General features: G+C 35.7%; 26 protein-coding genes. 25 read left to right on the plus strand and 1 reads right to left on the minus strand.

Features of this window, described 5'->3' with window-relative positions; genetic code table 11:
- Nucleotides 1-6 precede the first annotated feature (6 nt).
- From rplV to MMF97_RS06135, 25 genes are all read left to right on the plus strand, one after another.
- Nucleotides 7-369: a 50S ribosomal protein L22 gene (rplV, locus tag MMF97_RS06015; protein ID WP_243360570.1), complete on the plus strand. Its 363-nt coding sequence runs from the start codon at nucleotides 7-9 to the stop codon at nucleotides 367-369.
- 5 nt (nucleotides 370-374) lie between these two features.
- Entirely contained in the window at nucleotides 375-1,190 is an 816-nt protein-coding gene (gene rpsC / locus MMF97_RS06020) for a 30S ribosomal protein S3 (RefSeq protein ID WP_243360572.1), read from the plus strand.
- 33 nt (nucleotides 1,191-1,223) lie between these two features.
- Nucleotides 1,224-1,646, plus strand: coding sequence for a 50S ribosomal protein L16 (gene rplP / locus MMF97_RS06025; protein ID WP_243360573.1), 423 nt, complete (start codon nucleotides 1,224-1,226; stop codon nucleotides 1,644-1,646).
- Nucleotides 1,647-1,717: 71 nt separating this feature from the next.
- The gene (gene rpmC / locus MMF97_RS06030; protein ID WP_243360575.1) at nucleotides 1,718-1,930 is read left to right on the plus strand and encodes a 50S ribosomal protein L29; all 213 of its coding nucleotides are present in this window, start codon (nucleotides 1,718-1,720) and stop codon (nucleotides 1,928-1,930) included.
- Between the two features lie 13 nt (nucleotides 1,931-1,943).
- On the plus strand, nucleotides 1,944-2,198 hold the full coding sequence (gene rpsQ / locus MMF97_RS06035; protein WP_113638059.1) for a 30S ribosomal protein S17: 255 nt from the start codon (nucleotides 1,944-1,946) through the stop codon (nucleotides 2,196-2,198).
- Between the two features lies 1 nt (nucleotide 2,199).
- Complete coding sequence (rplN, locus tag MMF97_RS06040; protein WP_199132375.1) at nucleotides 2,200-2,568, plus strand: 50S ribosomal protein L14; 369 nt, start codon at nucleotides 2,200-2,202, stop codon at nucleotides 2,566-2,568.
- Nucleotide 2,569: 1 nt separating this feature from the next.
- Nucleotides 2,570-2,911, plus strand: a complete 342-nt coding sequence (gene rplX, locus MMF97_RS06045; protein ID WP_243360576.1) for a 50S ribosomal protein L24 — start codon at nucleotides 2,570-2,572, stop codon at nucleotides 2,909-2,911.
- Nucleotides 2,911-3,477, plus strand: a complete 567-nt coding sequence (rplE, locus tag MMF97_RS06050; RefSeq protein WP_243360578.1) for a 50S ribosomal protein L5 — start codon at nucleotides 2,911-2,913, stop codon at nucleotides 3,475-3,477. Before rplX ends, rplE begins: the two co-directional genes overlap by 1 nt.
- Nucleotides 3,477-3,746, plus strand: a complete 270-nt coding sequence (rpsN, locus tag MMF97_RS06055; RefSeq protein WP_243360580.1) for a 30S ribosomal protein S14 — start codon at nucleotides 3,477-3,479, stop codon at nucleotides 3,744-3,746. Before rplE ends, rpsN begins: the two co-directional genes overlap by 1 nt.
- Nucleotides 3,747-3,911: 165 nt before the next feature.
- Entirely contained in the window at nucleotides 3,912-4,310 is a 399-nt protein-coding gene (rpsH, locus tag MMF97_RS06060) for a 30S ribosomal protein S8 (RefSeq protein ID WP_262916093.1), read from the plus strand.
- Nucleotides 4,311-4,328: 18 nt separating this feature from the next.
- Nucleotides 4,329-4,886: a 50S ribosomal protein L6 gene (gene rplF, locus MMF97_RS06065; protein WP_243360582.1), complete on the plus strand. Its 558-nt coding sequence runs from the start codon at nucleotides 4,329-4,331 to the stop codon at nucleotides 4,884-4,886.
- A 5-nt stretch (nucleotides 4,887-4,891) separates the two neighbouring features.
- Nucleotides 4,892-5,245, plus strand: coding sequence for a 50S ribosomal protein L18 (gene rplR, locus MMF97_RS06070; RefSeq protein WP_243360584.1), 354 nt, complete (start codon nucleotides 4,892-4,894; stop codon nucleotides 5,243-5,245).
- A gap of 17 nt (nucleotides 5,246-5,262) precedes the next feature.
- On the plus strand, nucleotides 5,263-5,781 hold the full coding sequence (gene rpsE, locus MMF97_RS06075) for a 30S ribosomal protein S5 (protein WP_243360586.1): 519 nt from the start codon (nucleotides 5,263-5,265) through the stop codon (nucleotides 5,779-5,781).
- Nucleotides 5,782-5,785: 4 nt separating this feature from the next.
- Nucleotides 5,786-5,965, plus strand: a complete 180-nt coding sequence (gene rpmD, locus MMF97_RS06080; RefSeq protein WP_243360588.1) for a 50S ribosomal protein L30 — start codon at nucleotides 5,786-5,788, stop codon at nucleotides 5,963-5,965.
- Between the two features lie 101 nt (nucleotides 5,966-6,066).
- Entirely contained in the window at nucleotides 6,067-6,513 is a 447-nt protein-coding gene (gene rplO / locus MMF97_RS06085; protein ID WP_243360590.1) for a 50S ribosomal protein L15, read from the plus strand.
- Between the two features lie 8 nt (nucleotides 6,514-6,521).
- On the plus strand, nucleotides 6,522-7,862 hold the full coding sequence (gene secY, locus MMF97_RS06090) for a preprotein translocase subunit SecY (protein WP_243360592.1): 1,341 nt from the start codon (nucleotides 6,522-6,524) through the stop codon (nucleotides 7,860-7,862).
- A gap of 7 nt (nucleotides 7,863-7,869) precedes the next feature.
- The gene (gene map / locus MMF97_RS06095) at nucleotides 7,870-8,655 is read left to right on the plus strand and encodes a type I methionyl aminopeptidase (RefSeq protein ID WP_243360593.1); all 786 of its coding nucleotides are present in this window, start codon (nucleotides 7,870-7,872) and stop codon (nucleotides 8,653-8,655) included.
- A 71-nt stretch (nucleotides 8,656-8,726) separates the two neighbouring features.
- A complete protein-coding gene (gene infA / locus MMF97_RS06100; RefSeq protein WP_079643278.1) occupies nucleotides 8,727-8,945 on the plus strand; it encodes a translation initiation factor IF-1 in 219 nt (72 codons plus the stop codon).
- A 1-nt stretch (nucleotide 8,946) separates the two neighbouring features.
- Entirely contained in the window at nucleotides 8,947-9,063 is a 117-nt protein-coding gene (gene rpmJ / locus MMF97_RS06105; protein WP_107214554.1) for a 50S ribosomal protein L36, read from the plus strand.
- A gap of 75 nt (nucleotides 9,064-9,138) precedes the next feature.
- Nucleotides 9,139-9,516 (plus strand): 30S ribosomal protein S13, encoded by a 378-nt coding sequence (gene rpsM / locus MMF97_RS06110; RefSeq protein ID WP_243360595.1) that lies wholly within the window; start codon nucleotides 9,139-9,141, stop codon nucleotides 9,514-9,516.
- A gap of 149 nt (nucleotides 9,517-9,665) precedes the next feature.
- Complete coding sequence (gene rpsK, locus MMF97_RS06115) at nucleotides 9,666-10,055, plus strand: 30S ribosomal protein S11 (RefSeq protein WP_243360598.1); 390 nt, start codon at nucleotides 9,666-9,668, stop codon at nucleotides 10,053-10,055.
- Between the two features lie 66 nt (nucleotides 10,056-10,121).
- Nucleotides 10,122-10,730, plus strand: a complete 609-nt coding sequence (gene rpsD / locus MMF97_RS06120) for a 30S ribosomal protein S4 (protein WP_243360600.1) — start codon at nucleotides 10,122-10,124, stop codon at nucleotides 10,728-10,730.
- Between the two features lie 77 nt (nucleotides 10,731-10,807).
- Nucleotides 10,808-11,800 (plus strand): DNA-directed RNA polymerase subunit alpha, encoded by a 993-nt coding sequence (locus tag MMF97_RS06125; protein WP_243360602.1) that lies wholly within the window; start codon nucleotides 10,808-10,810, stop codon nucleotides 11,798-11,800.
- A 150-nt stretch (nucleotides 11,801-11,950) separates the two neighbouring features.
- Nucleotides 11,951-12,478 (plus strand): 50S ribosomal protein L17, encoded by a 528-nt coding sequence (rplQ, locus tag MMF97_RS06130; RefSeq protein WP_243360604.1) that lies wholly within the window; start codon nucleotides 11,951-11,953, stop codon nucleotides 12,476-12,478.
- 81 nt (nucleotides 12,479-12,559) lie between these two features.
- Nucleotides 12,560-13,762: a class I SAM-dependent methyltransferase gene (locus tag MMF97_RS06135; protein ID WP_243360606.1), complete on the plus strand. Its 1,203-nt coding sequence runs from the start codon at nucleotides 12,560-12,562 to the stop codon at nucleotides 13,760-13,762.
- Here MMF97_RS06135 and MMF97_RS06140 read toward each other — a convergent pair.
- Nucleotides 13,759-14,319 carry a murein L,D-transpeptidase catalytic domain-containing protein gene (locus MMF97_RS06140; protein WP_243360608.1) on the minus strand — a complete coding sequence of 187 codons (561 nt, stop codon included), beginning with the start codon at nucleotides 14,317-14,319 and terminating at the stop codon, nucleotides 13,759-13,761. The two genes, MMF97_RS06135 and MMF97_RS06140, sit on opposite strands and share 4 nt — an antisense overlap.
- Nucleotides 14,320-14,473 lie beyond the last annotated feature (154 nt).

Below are 14,473 nucleotides of genomic sequence, written 5' to 3' on the forward strand. Positions count from 1 at the left end.
TAAGAGATGGAAGCAGTAGCAAAATTGAACAATTGTCCAACCTCGCCTCGTAAGATGCGTTTGGTTGTAGATCTGATCAGAGGTGAGCGTGTTGAGAAAGCATTACATATTTTAAAATATACCAATAAAGAAGCAGCAATCAGAGTTGAGAAACTTTTATTATCTGCTATCAATAACTGGGAACAAAAAAATGCAGGTTCTCGCCCTGAGGAAAGCCAATTATTCGTTAAATCGGTAATGGTAGGCGGTGGTCGTCAGTTAAAAAGACTAAGACCAGCTCCACAAGGTCGTGGTTATAGAATTCGTAAACGTTCTAATCACGTAACCTTAGTAGTAGATAGTAAAAACGTTGAAACTCAAACTAATTAACAGAAATGGGACAAAAAGCACATCCAATAGGTAACAGGTTAGGAATCATCAGAGGTTGGGATTCTAACTGGTTCGGAGGCAACAACTATGCTGACAAATTAGTTGAGGACGAAAAAATAAGAAAATACCTTTCAGCACGTATTGCTAAGGGCGGTGTTTCTAAAGTAGTGATTGAGCGTACGTTGAAACGTATTACTGTTACTATCCATACAGCACGTCCGGGAATCGTAATCGGTAAAGCGGGTCAAGAGGTTGATAAAATTAAAGAAGAGTTAAAGAAACTGACTAAAAAAGAAGTTCAGATCAATATCTTCGAAATTAAACGTCCTGAACTTGATGCGCAATTAGTAGCAGAAGGTGTTGCAAAACAATTAGAAGCTAGGATTTCTTTCCGTAGAGCAATGAAATCATCTATCGCATCAACCATGAGAATGGGAGCAGAAGGTATCAAAATCATGACTTCTGGCCGTTTAGGTGGTGCAGAGATGGCTCGTACAGAACAGTATAAAGAAGGAAGAATTCCTTTGCATACTTTCCGTGCCGATATCGACTACGCTTTAGCAGAAGCTTTAACTACTTATGGTAAAATAGGTATCAAAGTTTGGATCTGTAAAGGCGAAGTTTACGGTAAACGTGATCTTTCTCCAAACATCGGTGCAGCCAACAATGCTCCAGGCAAAGGTGGCAGACCAGAAGGTAACTTCGGTGGTCGTGATGGTGGCAGAGACAACAGAGGTGGCGACAGAAGAAACGATAAACGTGGTGGCGGTCGTCATGGAAGAGATAATAAAGGTGGAAACAACAGAGGTCCACGTAAATAATTAACAGTCGTTCAACGATAATAATAAAATAAGATGTTACAGCCAAAAAGAACCAAGTTCAGAAAGATGCAAAAAGGCAGAATGAAAGGCCTGGCCACTCGTGGTTCAGAATTATCATTCGGGTCTTTCGGGATTAAGTCTTTAGAGGCAACTTGGATTACAAGTCGTCAGATAGAGGCTGCCCGTATTGCAGTAACTCGTTATATGAAACGTGAAGGTCAGGTTTGGATTAGAATTTTTCCGGATAAACCGGTAACTAAAAAACCTGCTGAAGTACGTATGGGTAAAGGTAAAGGTGCTCCAGAATATTGGGTTGCCGTTGTTAGACCCGGACGTATCATTTTTGAAGCAGAAGGCGTGCCATTGGCAATTGCTAAAGAAGCATTAAGACTTGCTGCTCAAAAATTACCAGTTCAAACAAAATTTGTAGTACGTAGAGATTACGTAGAAGCATAAAATAGGATTAGGATCAATGTTGTAAGTAACTTGTTATTACAACCGCTAGACCTAACATAAAATTTAATAAAATGAAAAACTCAGAAATCAAAGGGCTTTCTCAAGAAGAACTAGTAGCTAAGATTGCAGAAGAAAAGCAAAATTTAACTAAATTAAAATTTGCGCATACAATTTCGGCTATTGAAAATCCTAGTCGTATTAAAGCGATCAGAAAGGAAATAGCTCGATTAAACACTGAATTGACTAGCGTTAAAAAAGCTCAGTCAGCTACTGAAACTAAATAACTTTAGAGTCGAAATGGAAAGACAATTAAGAAAAACGAGAACCGGGTTGGTAGTAAGCAATAAGATGGATAAATCTGTTGTTGTAGCGGTAGAGCGTAAAGTGAAACACCCGATTTATGGTAAGTTCGTTAAGAAAACTACCAAATTTATGGCTCATGACGAGAAAAACGAATGCGGTATCGGAGATACAGTATTAATCATGGAAACTCGTCCGCTGAGTAAAAACAAGAACTGGAGATTAGTACAAATTTTAGAAAGAGCTAAATAAGATGGTACAACAGGAATCAAGATTAAACGTAGCCGATAATAGCGGCGCAAAACAAGTATTGGTTATCCGTGTACTTGGTGGAACCGGCAAAAGATATGCTTCGATTGGTGACAAAGTTGTTGTAACCGTAAAAAGCGCATTGCCTTCTGGTAACATTAAAAAAGGAACTGTTTCTAAAGCAGTTGTTGTAAGAACGAAAAAAGAAATCCGTCGTAAAGATGGTTCATACATTCGTTTTGACGACAATGCAGCCGTGTTGTTAAACAACCAAGATGAGCCTCGTGGCACACGTATCTTTGGCCCGGTAGCAAGAGAACTGCGTGAAAAACAATTCATGAAAATTGTATCATTAGCACCGGAGGTATTATAAAATGGGAAACAAAGTTAACAAACCGGCAAAATTAAAGATCCGTAAAGGAGACCTTGTAAAAGTAATTGCAGGTGATTCTAAAGGACAACAAGGTAAAGTACAAGAAGTACTTGTATCTAAAAGCAGAGTGGTGGTAGAAGGTGTAAACCTTGTATCAAAACACACTAAGCCAAGTGCTGCCGCACCTAACGGCGGTATAATTAAAAAAGAAGCTGCTCTTCATATTTCAAACGTTCAGTTGGTTGATCCAAAATCTGGTAAAACTACTCGTGTTGGCCGTAAATTAAATGCCGACGGAAAATTAGTTAGAGTTGCTAAAATTTCAGGGGAGGAAATTAAATAATGGCATACGTACCAAGATTAAAAAGCAAATATAAAGAGGAGATTGTAGGCGCTCTTAAAGAAAAGTTCAACTACAAATCTGCCATGCAAGTGCCTAAGTTGAAAAAAATCTCTATCAACCAAGGTGTAGGTCGTTTTTCAGTAGCTGATAAAAAAGTTATTGACAGCGCTATTGCAGAATTATCAACCATAGCCGGACAACAGGCTGTACCTGCAAAATCTAAAAAAGATATCTCTAACTTTAAATTACGTAAAGGTATGCCAATTGGTGTACGTGTAACTTTACGTGACAACAACATGTATGAGTTCTTAGATAGATTAATTGCTGTGGCTTTGCCTCGTATCCGTGATTTTAAAGGTATCAATGATAAAGGCTTTGACGGAAAAGGTAATTATACTTTAGGCGTTACAGAACAAATCATTTTCCCTGAGATCAACATCGATAAAATCAACAAGATTTTAGGTATGGATATTACTTTTGTAACTTCAGCTACCAACGATGTTGAGGCATTGGAACTTTTAAAACAATTTGGATTACCATTTAAAAATCAAAAAGCAGAACAATAATGGCAAAAGAAGGAGTAAAAGCTCGCGAAATTAAACGCCAAAAATTGGTAGCTAAATATGCTGAGAAACGTGCAGCATTAAAAGCGGCCGGCGATTATGAAGCATTAGATAAATTACCTAAAAACTCTTCGGCTGTGCGTTTACACAACCGTTGCAAGTTAACAGGTCGTCCTCGCGGTTATATGCGTACTTTTGGTATCTCAAGGGTAACATTTCGTGAAATGGCTTTAGAAGGTAAGATACCGGGAGTTAGAAAAGCTAGCTGGTAAGCAATAATTCTATATAAGTTTTTGAGTTATAAGTTGTAAGTTGTATTTTTGCAGCCCTTACAGCTTATGGCTCATTGACATATAGCAGCAAAACAGAATATTAACCGATAGCAGGTCCAGAAGTCGGGTGACGCGTACGGATACCACTATCACAACTCAATTATAATGAATACAGATCCAATAGCGGACTATCTTACAAGATTGAGAAATGCTATTAAAGCAAATCACAGAATCGTAGAAGTTCCCGCTTCTAACCTTAAAAAAGAAATTACTAAGGTTCTTTTTGACAAAGGTTACATCGCAAACTACAAGTTTGAAGACACTACAGCTCAAGGCGTAATTAAAATCGCGTTAAAATATAACGCTATTACTAAAGTTCCAGCAATCCGTACTTTAACCCGTATCAGTAAACCAGGTTTAAGACAATATGCTGGTGTAGAAAACATGCCAAGAGTATTAAATGGTTTAGGTATCGCAATCTTATCTACTTCTAAAGGTGTAATGACTGATAAAGAAGCAGCCAAATTAAACATTGGCGGTGAGGTATTGTGTCACGTTTATTAATTAAAGGAGATCAGTACAATGTCAAGAATAGGAAAAAACCCAATTAACATTCCAGCAGGTGTTACCGTTACTTTATCAAAAGATAATGTGGTTACTGTAAAAGGTCCTAAAGGAGAGTTAAACCAAGTTTTAGAAGGCGATATCACTATTTCTCAAGAAGAAGGTGTTTTAACAGTAGTTCGTCCGTCAGATCAAAAAAGACATAAAGCCTTACACGGTCTTTATCGTTCTTTAATCAACAACATGGTTGTTGGCGTTACAAGTGGTTACAAAATTGAGCAAGAATTAGTAGGTGTTGGTTACCGTGCTTCAAATCAAGGTCAAACCTTAGATTTAGTATTAGGTTATTCTCACCACTATGTGTTCCAGTTACCTCAAGAAGTTAAAGTAACTACTGTATCAGAGAAAGGTCAAAACCCTAAAATTGTGTTAGAAGGTATCGACAAACAATTACTAGGTCAGGTAGCAGCGAAAATCCGTTCGTTACGTGCACCAGAGCCATACAAAGGTAAAGGTATCAAGTTTGTTGGTGAAGTGTTAAGAAGAAAAGCAGGTAAATCAGCTTCTAAAAAATAATTAAAATGGCAGGAAAAAAATTATCACGCAGAGAGCGTATTAAAAAAGGTATCAGAAAAAGACTTACTGGTTCTGAAAACCGTCCACGTTTATCAGTTTATAGAAGCAATAAAGGTATTTATGCTCAAATCATTAACGATGAAACTGGTAACACAATAGCTTCGGCATCATCTTTATCTAAAGATTTCAGTGCTAAAGGAACCAAAATCGAACAATCTGTAGCAGTAGGTAAGTTGGTTGCTGAAAAGGCAATCGCTGCTGGTGTTAAAGAAGTTGTTTTCGACAGAAATGGTTACTTGTACCATGGACGTGTTAAATCGTTGGCAGAAGGTGCCCGCGAAGGTGGTCTAGTGTTTTAATCATTAAATAAGAGATAATGTCAACTATCAATATAAAAAGAGTAAAAACTAGCGAAATTGAATTAAAAGATCGTTTAGTTAGCATACAGCGTGTTGCTAAAGTAACCAAAGGAGGTCGTACTTTCAGCTTTTCAGCTATCGTAGTTGTAGGTGATGAAAACGGCGTTGTAGGTTACGGTTTAGGTAAAGCTAAAGAGGTTACCGAAGCAATTGCTAAAGGTGTGGATGATGCTAAAAAGAACTTGGTTAAAGTTCCAATTTTAAATGGCACCGTACCTCATGAGCAAATCGGTAAATTCTCTGGAGGTTTTGTTTTGGTAAAACCAGCTGCAGAAGGTACCGGAGTAATTGCTGGTGGTGCAATGCGTGCTGTATTAGAAAGTGCCGGTATACACAATGTATTGGCAAAGTCAAAAGGTTCATCAAACCCACACAACGTGGTAAAAGCAACTGTTGATGCATTAACTAAAATGCGTGATGCTTATACAGTAGCTCAAAACCGCGGTGTGGATTTAAACAAAGTTTTTAACGGATAATATCATGGCTAAAATTAAAATTACCCAAATAAAAAGCGTGATCGATAGAAGCGAACGCCAAAAAAGAACCATGAAAGCTTTAGGTTTAACTAAATTAAACCAAAGTGTAGAGGTTGAGGCTAATGCTGCCATTATTGGGATGGTAAGAAAAGTTAATCACTTAGTAGCTATTGAATCTATTTAATTATTATAAGATCTGTTTGCCTTTTGAGGTAAACAGATTTTTATTTGTTTAACGTTGTTTCCTGATTAGTGAGAGCGAAGGGACAACACAATTTTTTTAAAATGAACTTAAGTAATTTAAAACCTGCAAAAGGTTCTGTTAAAACTAACAAAAGAATAGGTCGTGGTCAAGGTTCTGGACGTGGTGGTACTTCAACCCGCGGACATAAGGGTGCTGGTTCACGTTCTGGTACATCTACAAAAGTAGGTTTCGAAGGTGGTCAAATGCCTTTACAACGTCGTGTACCTAAAGTTGGTTTTAAACCTATTAACCGTGTTGAATACGTTGGTATCAATTTAGATGTATTACAAGGTTTAGCAGAAAAATTTAGCTTAAATACAATTGATTTTGCTACATTGCAACAGCATGGTTTAGCTTCTAAAAACGATTTAGTAAAAATTTTAGGTCGTGGTGAAGTTAAAGCAAAATTAAATGTAACAGCTCATGCTTTTTCTGCAAGTGCACAAAAAGCTATTGAAGCTGCCGGAGGCTCAATCGTAAAACTGTAATAAATTAAATGAAGAAGCTATTTACTACTTTAAGTAATATTTGGAAAATAGAAGAATTGAAGAAGCGTATTTTATTTACGCTTTCGATTCTTATCATCTATCGCGTGGTTTGTCAGGTAGTACTACCAGGGGTAGATCCAAATCAATTAGCACATACTGAAAAATCTGGTCTTTTAGGCCTGTTAGATATGTTTGCAGGTGGTGCATTTTCAAAAGCATCAATTGTAGCATTGGGTGTTATGCCTTATATTTCTGCATCTATCGTGGTTCAGTTGTTGGGTATTGCAGTTCCTTCTTTTCAAAAAATGCAAAAAGAAGGTGAGAGTGGTAGAAAGAAATTAACACAGTATACACGTTATTTAACAGTAGCCATTACAATTGTTCAGGCAATTGGTTATGTAAAAACACAGGTTCCCCAAAACGCAATCGTGATAGATCCTGCTACTTTCTATATCATATCTGCTTTTGTATTAACCGCAGGTACATTATTTGTAATGTGGTTGGGTGAAAAAATTACAGATAAAGGTATAGGAAACGGAACATCGTTAATTATCATGGTGGGTATTATTGCCCGTTTGCCATTGGCAATTCAACAAGAGGTTAACTCTGTATTTGCCGGTAATGATGGAGGTTTGATAAGATTAGTATTAGAAATTGTAGCATTATATGCTGTAGTGATGTTTACTATTCTTATCGTTCAAGGTGTGCGTAAAGTTCCTGTACAATATGCAAAAAGGGTAGTAGGTAACAGACAAGTTGGTGGCGTAAGACAGTACATTCCTTTAAAAGTGAATGCTGCAGGTGTAATGCCGATTATTTTTGCACAGGCTTTAATGTTTGTTCCAAGTGCATTAATAGGCGTATTTCCTAAGCTACAAGATAGCTGGTTACACCAATATGTAGATATTACTTCATTGACTTATAATTTAACATTCGCATTTTTAATTATAGCATTTACATTTTTCTATACTGCTATAACAGTTAACCCTATGCAAATGTCGGATGATATGAAGAAGAACGGAGGCTTTATCCCGGGTATTAAACCAGGTCTGGCTACTTCGAATTTCATTGATGAGGTGATTTCTAAAATTACTTTCCCGGGAGCATTATTTCTTGCAATTATTGCAATATTACCTTCTTTAGCTATTAAAGTAGGTGTTCAGCAAGAATTTGCACATTTCTTTGGAGGAACTTCGTTATTGATTTTAGTAGGTGTTGTTTTAGATACTTTACAACAAATAGAAAGTTATCTGTTAATGCGCCACTATGATGGTTTAATGAAAACAGGTCGTGTAACTGGCCGTACAGGAATCCCTGCTGCTACTGGAACCACAGGCGCTGCATTATAAATCAGGAATGTCTAAAATTCATTACAAGTCTCAGGAAGAGATTGAATTAATTAGAGAAAGTTCGCTTTTGGTTTCAAAAACTTTGGCAGAAGTTGCTAAAGTAATTAAACCAGGAATAACAACACTATCATTAGATAAGCTGGCATATGAGTTCATACAAGATCATGGCGCAGTGCCAGCTTTCTTAAATTATGGTGGTTTTCCCAATTCTTTATGTATTTCACCTAACGAGCAGGTAGTACACGGTTTTCCAAATGACTATGTAATTAAAGAGGGAGATCTAATATCTGTTGATTGTGGGGTAATTAAAAATAATTACTACGGTGATTCTGCATACACTTTTGCAATCGGAGAAATTAACGAAGAAAAGCAAAAGTTATGCAAAGTAACACAAGAGTGTTTGGCATTAGCCATTGAGAAAGCTGTGGTTGGTATGCGAATTGGAGATATAGGATTTGCTGTACAATATCATGCGGAACAACATGGTTTTGGTGTAGTAAGAGAATTAGTAGGACATGGTGTGGGGGTAAAACTGCACGAAAAACCGGAAGTGCCAAATTATGGCCGCAGAGGTAGTGGTATTAAATTGGAAGAAGGAATGGTAATTGCCATTGAACCAATGATTAATGCTGGTACTGCAGCGGTTAAATTCTGGGCTGATGGTTGGACCGTAACCTCTAAAGATAACCGCCCTTCTGCTCATTTTGAGCACACAGTGGCAGTAAAAAAAGGCAAAGCAGACGTTTTATCATCTTTTTCTCTGATTGAAGAAGTTTTAAAAGAAAAAAAGTAAAAAAATAAAAATTTTTACTTAATTTTGCAGCCTTGTTGTGTAGAAGCTAATTAAGTAAAAATCAAGATTATATGGCTAAACAAGCCTCAATTGAACAAGACGGAGTAATAAAAGAAGCATTATCTAATGCCATGTTTAGGGTAGAACTTGAAAATGGACATGAGATAATTGCGCACATTTCGGGTAAAATGAGAATGCACTACATTAAAATTTTACCTGGTGATAAAGTTAAATTAGAGATGTCTCCTTACGATTTAACGAAAGGAAGAATCACTTATAGATACAAATAAAATGAAAGTTAGGTCATCAATTAAAAAACGTAGCGCTGATTGCAAGGTTATTCGTCGTAAAGGAAAACTTTACGTTATCAACAAGAAAAACCCTAAATACAAGCAACGTCAGGGATAATTAAAACATTTGGAACGAAATTCCGTACAACGGTGGCCCGCCGTTCGGTCGTTCATTTAAAAACAATTTATAAATATGGCAAGGATTTCAGGTATTGATTTACCAAGAAACAAAAGAGGCGAGATTGGATTAACCTATATCTATGGTATAGGTAGATCAACTGCTCAAAGTATATTAACTCAGGCGGGTATCAGCCTTGATAAAAAAGTACAGGAATGGTCTGATGATGAGTTGGCTGCTATCCGTACTATCATTAATGACACTATCAAAGTTGAAGGTGCTTTACGTTCGGAAGTTCAATTGAACATTAAACGTTTAATGGATATTGGCTGTTACAGAGGTTTACGTCACAGAAAAGGTTTACCTTCTCGTGGTCAACGTACTAAAAACAACTCTCGTACACGTAAAGGAAAGAGAAAAACAGTTGCTAACAAGAAAAAAGCATCTAAATAGTAGATAGATTTGAGATGATAGATTTGAGATATGAGTTCATATCTTTTAATCTGCTCAGATTTGGAATAGAAAAAGAAAATTAAGATATAGAGTGCCGAGATGCGAAATTCTCAAATCTCACTTCTCATATCTAAAATCTAAAAGAAAAAATGGCTAAAAGTAAAAAAGTTACAAAAAAACGTATTGTTAATATTGAACCTGTTGGTCAGGCGCATATTAATGCTACGTTCAACAACATCATTGTTACTTTAACTAATAACAATGGGCAAACCATCTCATGGTCTTCTGCAGGTAAAATGGGTTTTAAAGGTTCTAAAAAGAACACTCCATATGCTGCAGGACAAGCTGCTCAGGATTGTGGTAAAGTAGCTTATGATTTAGGTTTACGTAAAGTTGAAGTATTTGTAAAAGGTCCTGGTTCAGGTCGTGAATCTGCTATCAGAACTTTACAAGTTGCAGGATTAGAAGTGACATCTATTAAAGATATTACTCCACTTCCTCACAACGGATGTCGTCCTCCTAAAAAGAGAAGAGTTTAATCAATTAATTTTTTAAAGCTAAGAGTCTCCCAATGCGTTGGGATGATACTTTAAAATCAACAACAAATGGCAAGATATACCGGACCAAAGTCCAAAATCGCCCGTAAATTCAGAGAACCTATTTTTGGTCCTGATAAAGTATTAGAAAGAAAAAATTATCCTCCAGGCCAACATGGCGCTTCTAAAAGAAGAGGAAAACAATCTGAATACGCTATTCAGTTACAGGAAAAACAAAAAGTAAAATATACTTATGGTGTATTAGAAAAACAATTCCGTAACTTATTTACAAGAGCTTCAGCTCGTCAAGGTATCACAGGTGATAACTTGTTGAAATTATTAGAAGCACGTTTAGACAATACAGTTTACAGATTAGGTATTGCGCCTAGCCGTTCTGGTGCTCGTCAATTAGTTAGCCATAAGCACATTACAGTTAACGGTGAAGTTGTAAACATTCCCTCATATCAATTAAAATCTGGAGATGTGATTGCTGTTCGTGAGAAATCTAAATCATTAGAAGCAATTACAAACTCAGTAGGTGGTAAAGCGATCAACAAACACACTTGGTTAGAGTGGAACGCTAGCGAGTTAAGCGGTAAATTTTTAAATTACCCTAACCGTGATGAGATACCAGAAAACATTAAGGAAAACCTTATAGTAGAGTTGTACTCTAAGTAATCATATTGGTTAAAGCCTGTAAAGGCTTTAACTTTTTTAGTTACACAACATTAATAAACGATCTAAAAACATTATAAATGGCAATTTTAGCATTTCAGAAACCAGATAAGGTAATCATGCAGAAATCAACTGATTTCGATGGTCAATTTGAATTTCGTCCTTTAGAGCCCGGTTTCGGTGTAACAATTGGTAATGCCCTAAGAAGAATTTTACTTTCTTCATTAGAAGGTTTTGCTATTACAAGCATTCGTTTTTCAGGCGTTTCACATGAGTTTTCTACAATTAAAGGTGTAGTTGAAGATTTAACTGAGATTATCCTTAACTTAAAACAAGTTCGTTTTAAAAAAGTAGGTGAATCAGGTGATTCAGAAAAAGTGTTTATCGTAATTAATGGCCAGGAGCAGTTTTTGGCCGGTGATATCACTAAATTCTCAAATAATTTTGAGGTTTTAAATCCTGAATTAGTGGTTTGCAATATGGAAAAATCAGTTACTTTAGAGGTAGAATTAACTATCAATAAAGGACGTGGTTATGTTCCTGCAGAAGAAAATAAAGTTAATGATTCTGTAGTAGGTGTGATCGCTATCGATTCGATCTTCACGCCAATGAAGAACGTTAAATATACGATTGAAAACTATCGTGTTGAACAAAAAACGGACTACGAGAAATTAATCTTAGATATTTCTACAGACGGTTCTATTCACCCTGAAGAAGCTTTAAAAGAGGCAGCTAAAATTTTGATACAACACTTTATGCTATTCTCTGATGAGAATTTAGTGTTAGAATCTCAAGCTAAAGAAGAGACTAAAGAAGTTGATGAGGAAATCTTACATATGCGTAAAATCCTTAAAACAGAATTAGTTGATTTAGATCTTTCTGTACGTGCATTAAACTGCTTAAAAGCAGCTGATATCCGTACTTTAGCTGATCTTGTTTCTTATGATGTTGCTGATATGTTAAAATTCAGAAACTTTGGTAAGAAATCTTTAACTGAAATTCAGGAACTGGTTAAATCTAAACAATTATCGTTTGGAATGAACCTTTCTAAATATAAGTTAGACGAAGAATAAAATTAAGTTCCTGTAAAGGAATTTAAAGCTTTAAGCTTACGGTTGTGAAACTGCATCTTAAGGCTTAGAATATAAACAATTCAATATTCACTGTGCATAATTCCCTCAGATTAAGTTCAAAGAGACGGTATGCACTTTAAAAATTAAAAAATGAGACACGGAAAAAAAGTTAACCATTTAGGCAGAACTGCATCGCACAGAAAAGCGATGTTAGCAAACATGGCCTCTTCGTTAATTAAACACAAAAGAATTACTACTACATTAGCTAAAGCAAAAGCTTTACGTGTTTATGTAGAGCCGATCATTACAAAATCTAAAAACGATACTACTCACTCACGTCGTACAGTTTTTGCTTACTTACAAGACAAAGAAGTAGTAACAGAATTGTTCCGTGATGTAGCAGCTAAAGTTGCAAACCGCCCAGGTGGTTACACCCGTATCATCAAATTAAACAATCGTTTAGGTGATAATGCTGAAATGGCTTTAATCGAACTTGTTGATTACAACGAAGTTTACGGTAAAAATGCTTCAACAGAAGAGAAGAAAACTACTCGTAGAGGTAGAAGCAAATCTACAGCAAAAAAAGCTGATGCCCCTGTTGCTGAAGCAAAAGTTGAAGAAACTCCTGCTGTTGAAGAAGCTCCTGCAGCTGATGCTACTGAGGAAGAAGCAAAATAATTTTTCAGCTATTAGTAGAAAAATTTTTATACAAAAAAGCCCTTTAGTTTTACTAAGGGGCTTTTGCTTTTAAAGAAGCGAATGACCAATTTTGTATTTAATATGACAAATGACCCTAATTTGATATCCTTTATACAACAGCTTGAACAGGCTCTAGCTAATAAGCATTTTGTTAAGCTGTCGCTAGGAAATTATAAAGGCCAAGAAGATTATCTTAAAAATATCTATGTTAAACCAGTTTTGATTAAGAAGATAGAGAAATTGTCTTTTACTTATCGTTATAAAACAAAAGATATCGTTAAGAATTATGATCTGAATGAAGGTGTAAATTTAATAGCCGATTATCTGCAAAATGGTTTCAGAATAGCTACTATATTTACTTTACAGGAAGAAATCATAGGAGAATACAATAACAAGTATCTTTTTAAGATCAGAAATAAAATTTTAGATAAAGTTCTTACGGCCAGCTTATCCCATGATAAAGAAAAGAAGCGGATGATTGAAAGAAAAAGCAGCTATTTACAGGCTTTAGGACTTACAGGCAAGGAAGGTAATGTTTTTAAAAATGCGCAAGACAAGTATCGACAGATTAATCAGTACATTGAGATCTTAAGTAGCTTGATTAAGGAATTTCCACTTGGAACAATTAAAAATGTAGTGGATATGGGGTCAGGAAAAGGTTATTTAACCTTTGCATTATATGATTATTTATTGAACCATCAACAAAAGGCTAAGGTAACTGGAGTAGAGTTTAGAAAGGATATGGTTGATTTATGTAATGATATTGCCATTAATGCAGGCTTTAACCAACTTTCTTTTGTGCAGGGGACTATTGAAAACTATCATAGTTCCAATATAAATTTACTGATTGCTCTGCACGCCTGCGATACGGCCACTGACGATGCTATTTATAAAGGTATAAAAACCAGTGCTGATTTGATTGTAGTTGCCCCTTGCTGTCACAAGCAAATACGTAGAGAAATAGAAAAGGGTAAGGCAAAAAACGAGTTAAACTTTCTAACCAAGCATGGTATATTTTTGGAAAGACAGTCTGAAATGGTTACTGATGGTTTACGTGCTTTAATTCTCGAGTACTTTGGTTATAAAACAAAGGTTTTTGAATTTGTATCTGACGTGCATACGCCTAAAAATGTATTGATAGTAGGAATTAAGACTAAAAACCAAAATATCAAAACTAAAGATGAGATCTTGCAGAAGATTAAAGCAACAAAGGCTTATTTTGGTATAGGTTATCATCATTTAGAACGTTTATTGGGACTTTAATTATATATCCAAAGTAGGACCGCTTTTCTTTTTCTAATAAGTAATTTGTCGATTTTTGACATGGTATCATCCGATATGACCGGACAACCTGCACTTTGGCCGAATAAAGTTTGTGGATGGATTTCATAGTTTGGAACCGGAGTGTAAGAATGTAGTACGACTATTCGTTTAAAAGCATTGCTATTCGTTTTTTCCAAACCATACATTTTGTAGTGGATGTTAATACCCCAGTTACTATAAGCTCTGTTATTTACCTTATACTTCCCTAAAGACGTGCAATTACTACCTACTTTGTTACTAAAAACAGGTTTTGTAGGAGTACTACCACCACCAACTCCATGTGCACATAAACCCGAAATGATAACTTTCTTTTGTTTAAAATCGTAAACAAATAATCTGTTCTTCCCTGAAGGAATGCTCATATCTACCATGATGCAAATGGCTGTATCTAATTGGTTTTTCTTGCAAAAGATATAAGCTTCTTCAAGCTTTTCACTTTTAATGGCTGTTGGAGATGCCCAAATATTTAAGAAAAGTAGCAGTAATTTAAGATTCATCACTTTTAAAGGTAACTATTGTTTCTTTATTTTTTACACAAATTATAGCTCTACTGCTCTTTTAATTTCTGCCAAGCTGTCATTTGTTAATAAGTCAAATTTTACATTTTAACAGGGTTTTTGACTGAAAATCTGCCAAAACCCAATTGGCACA

This window comes from Pedobacter montanisoli (genome assembly GCF_022809115.1).
GTDB lineage: Bacteria > Bacteroidota > Bacteroidia > Sphingobacteriales > Sphingobacteriaceae > Pedobacter > Pedobacter montanisoli.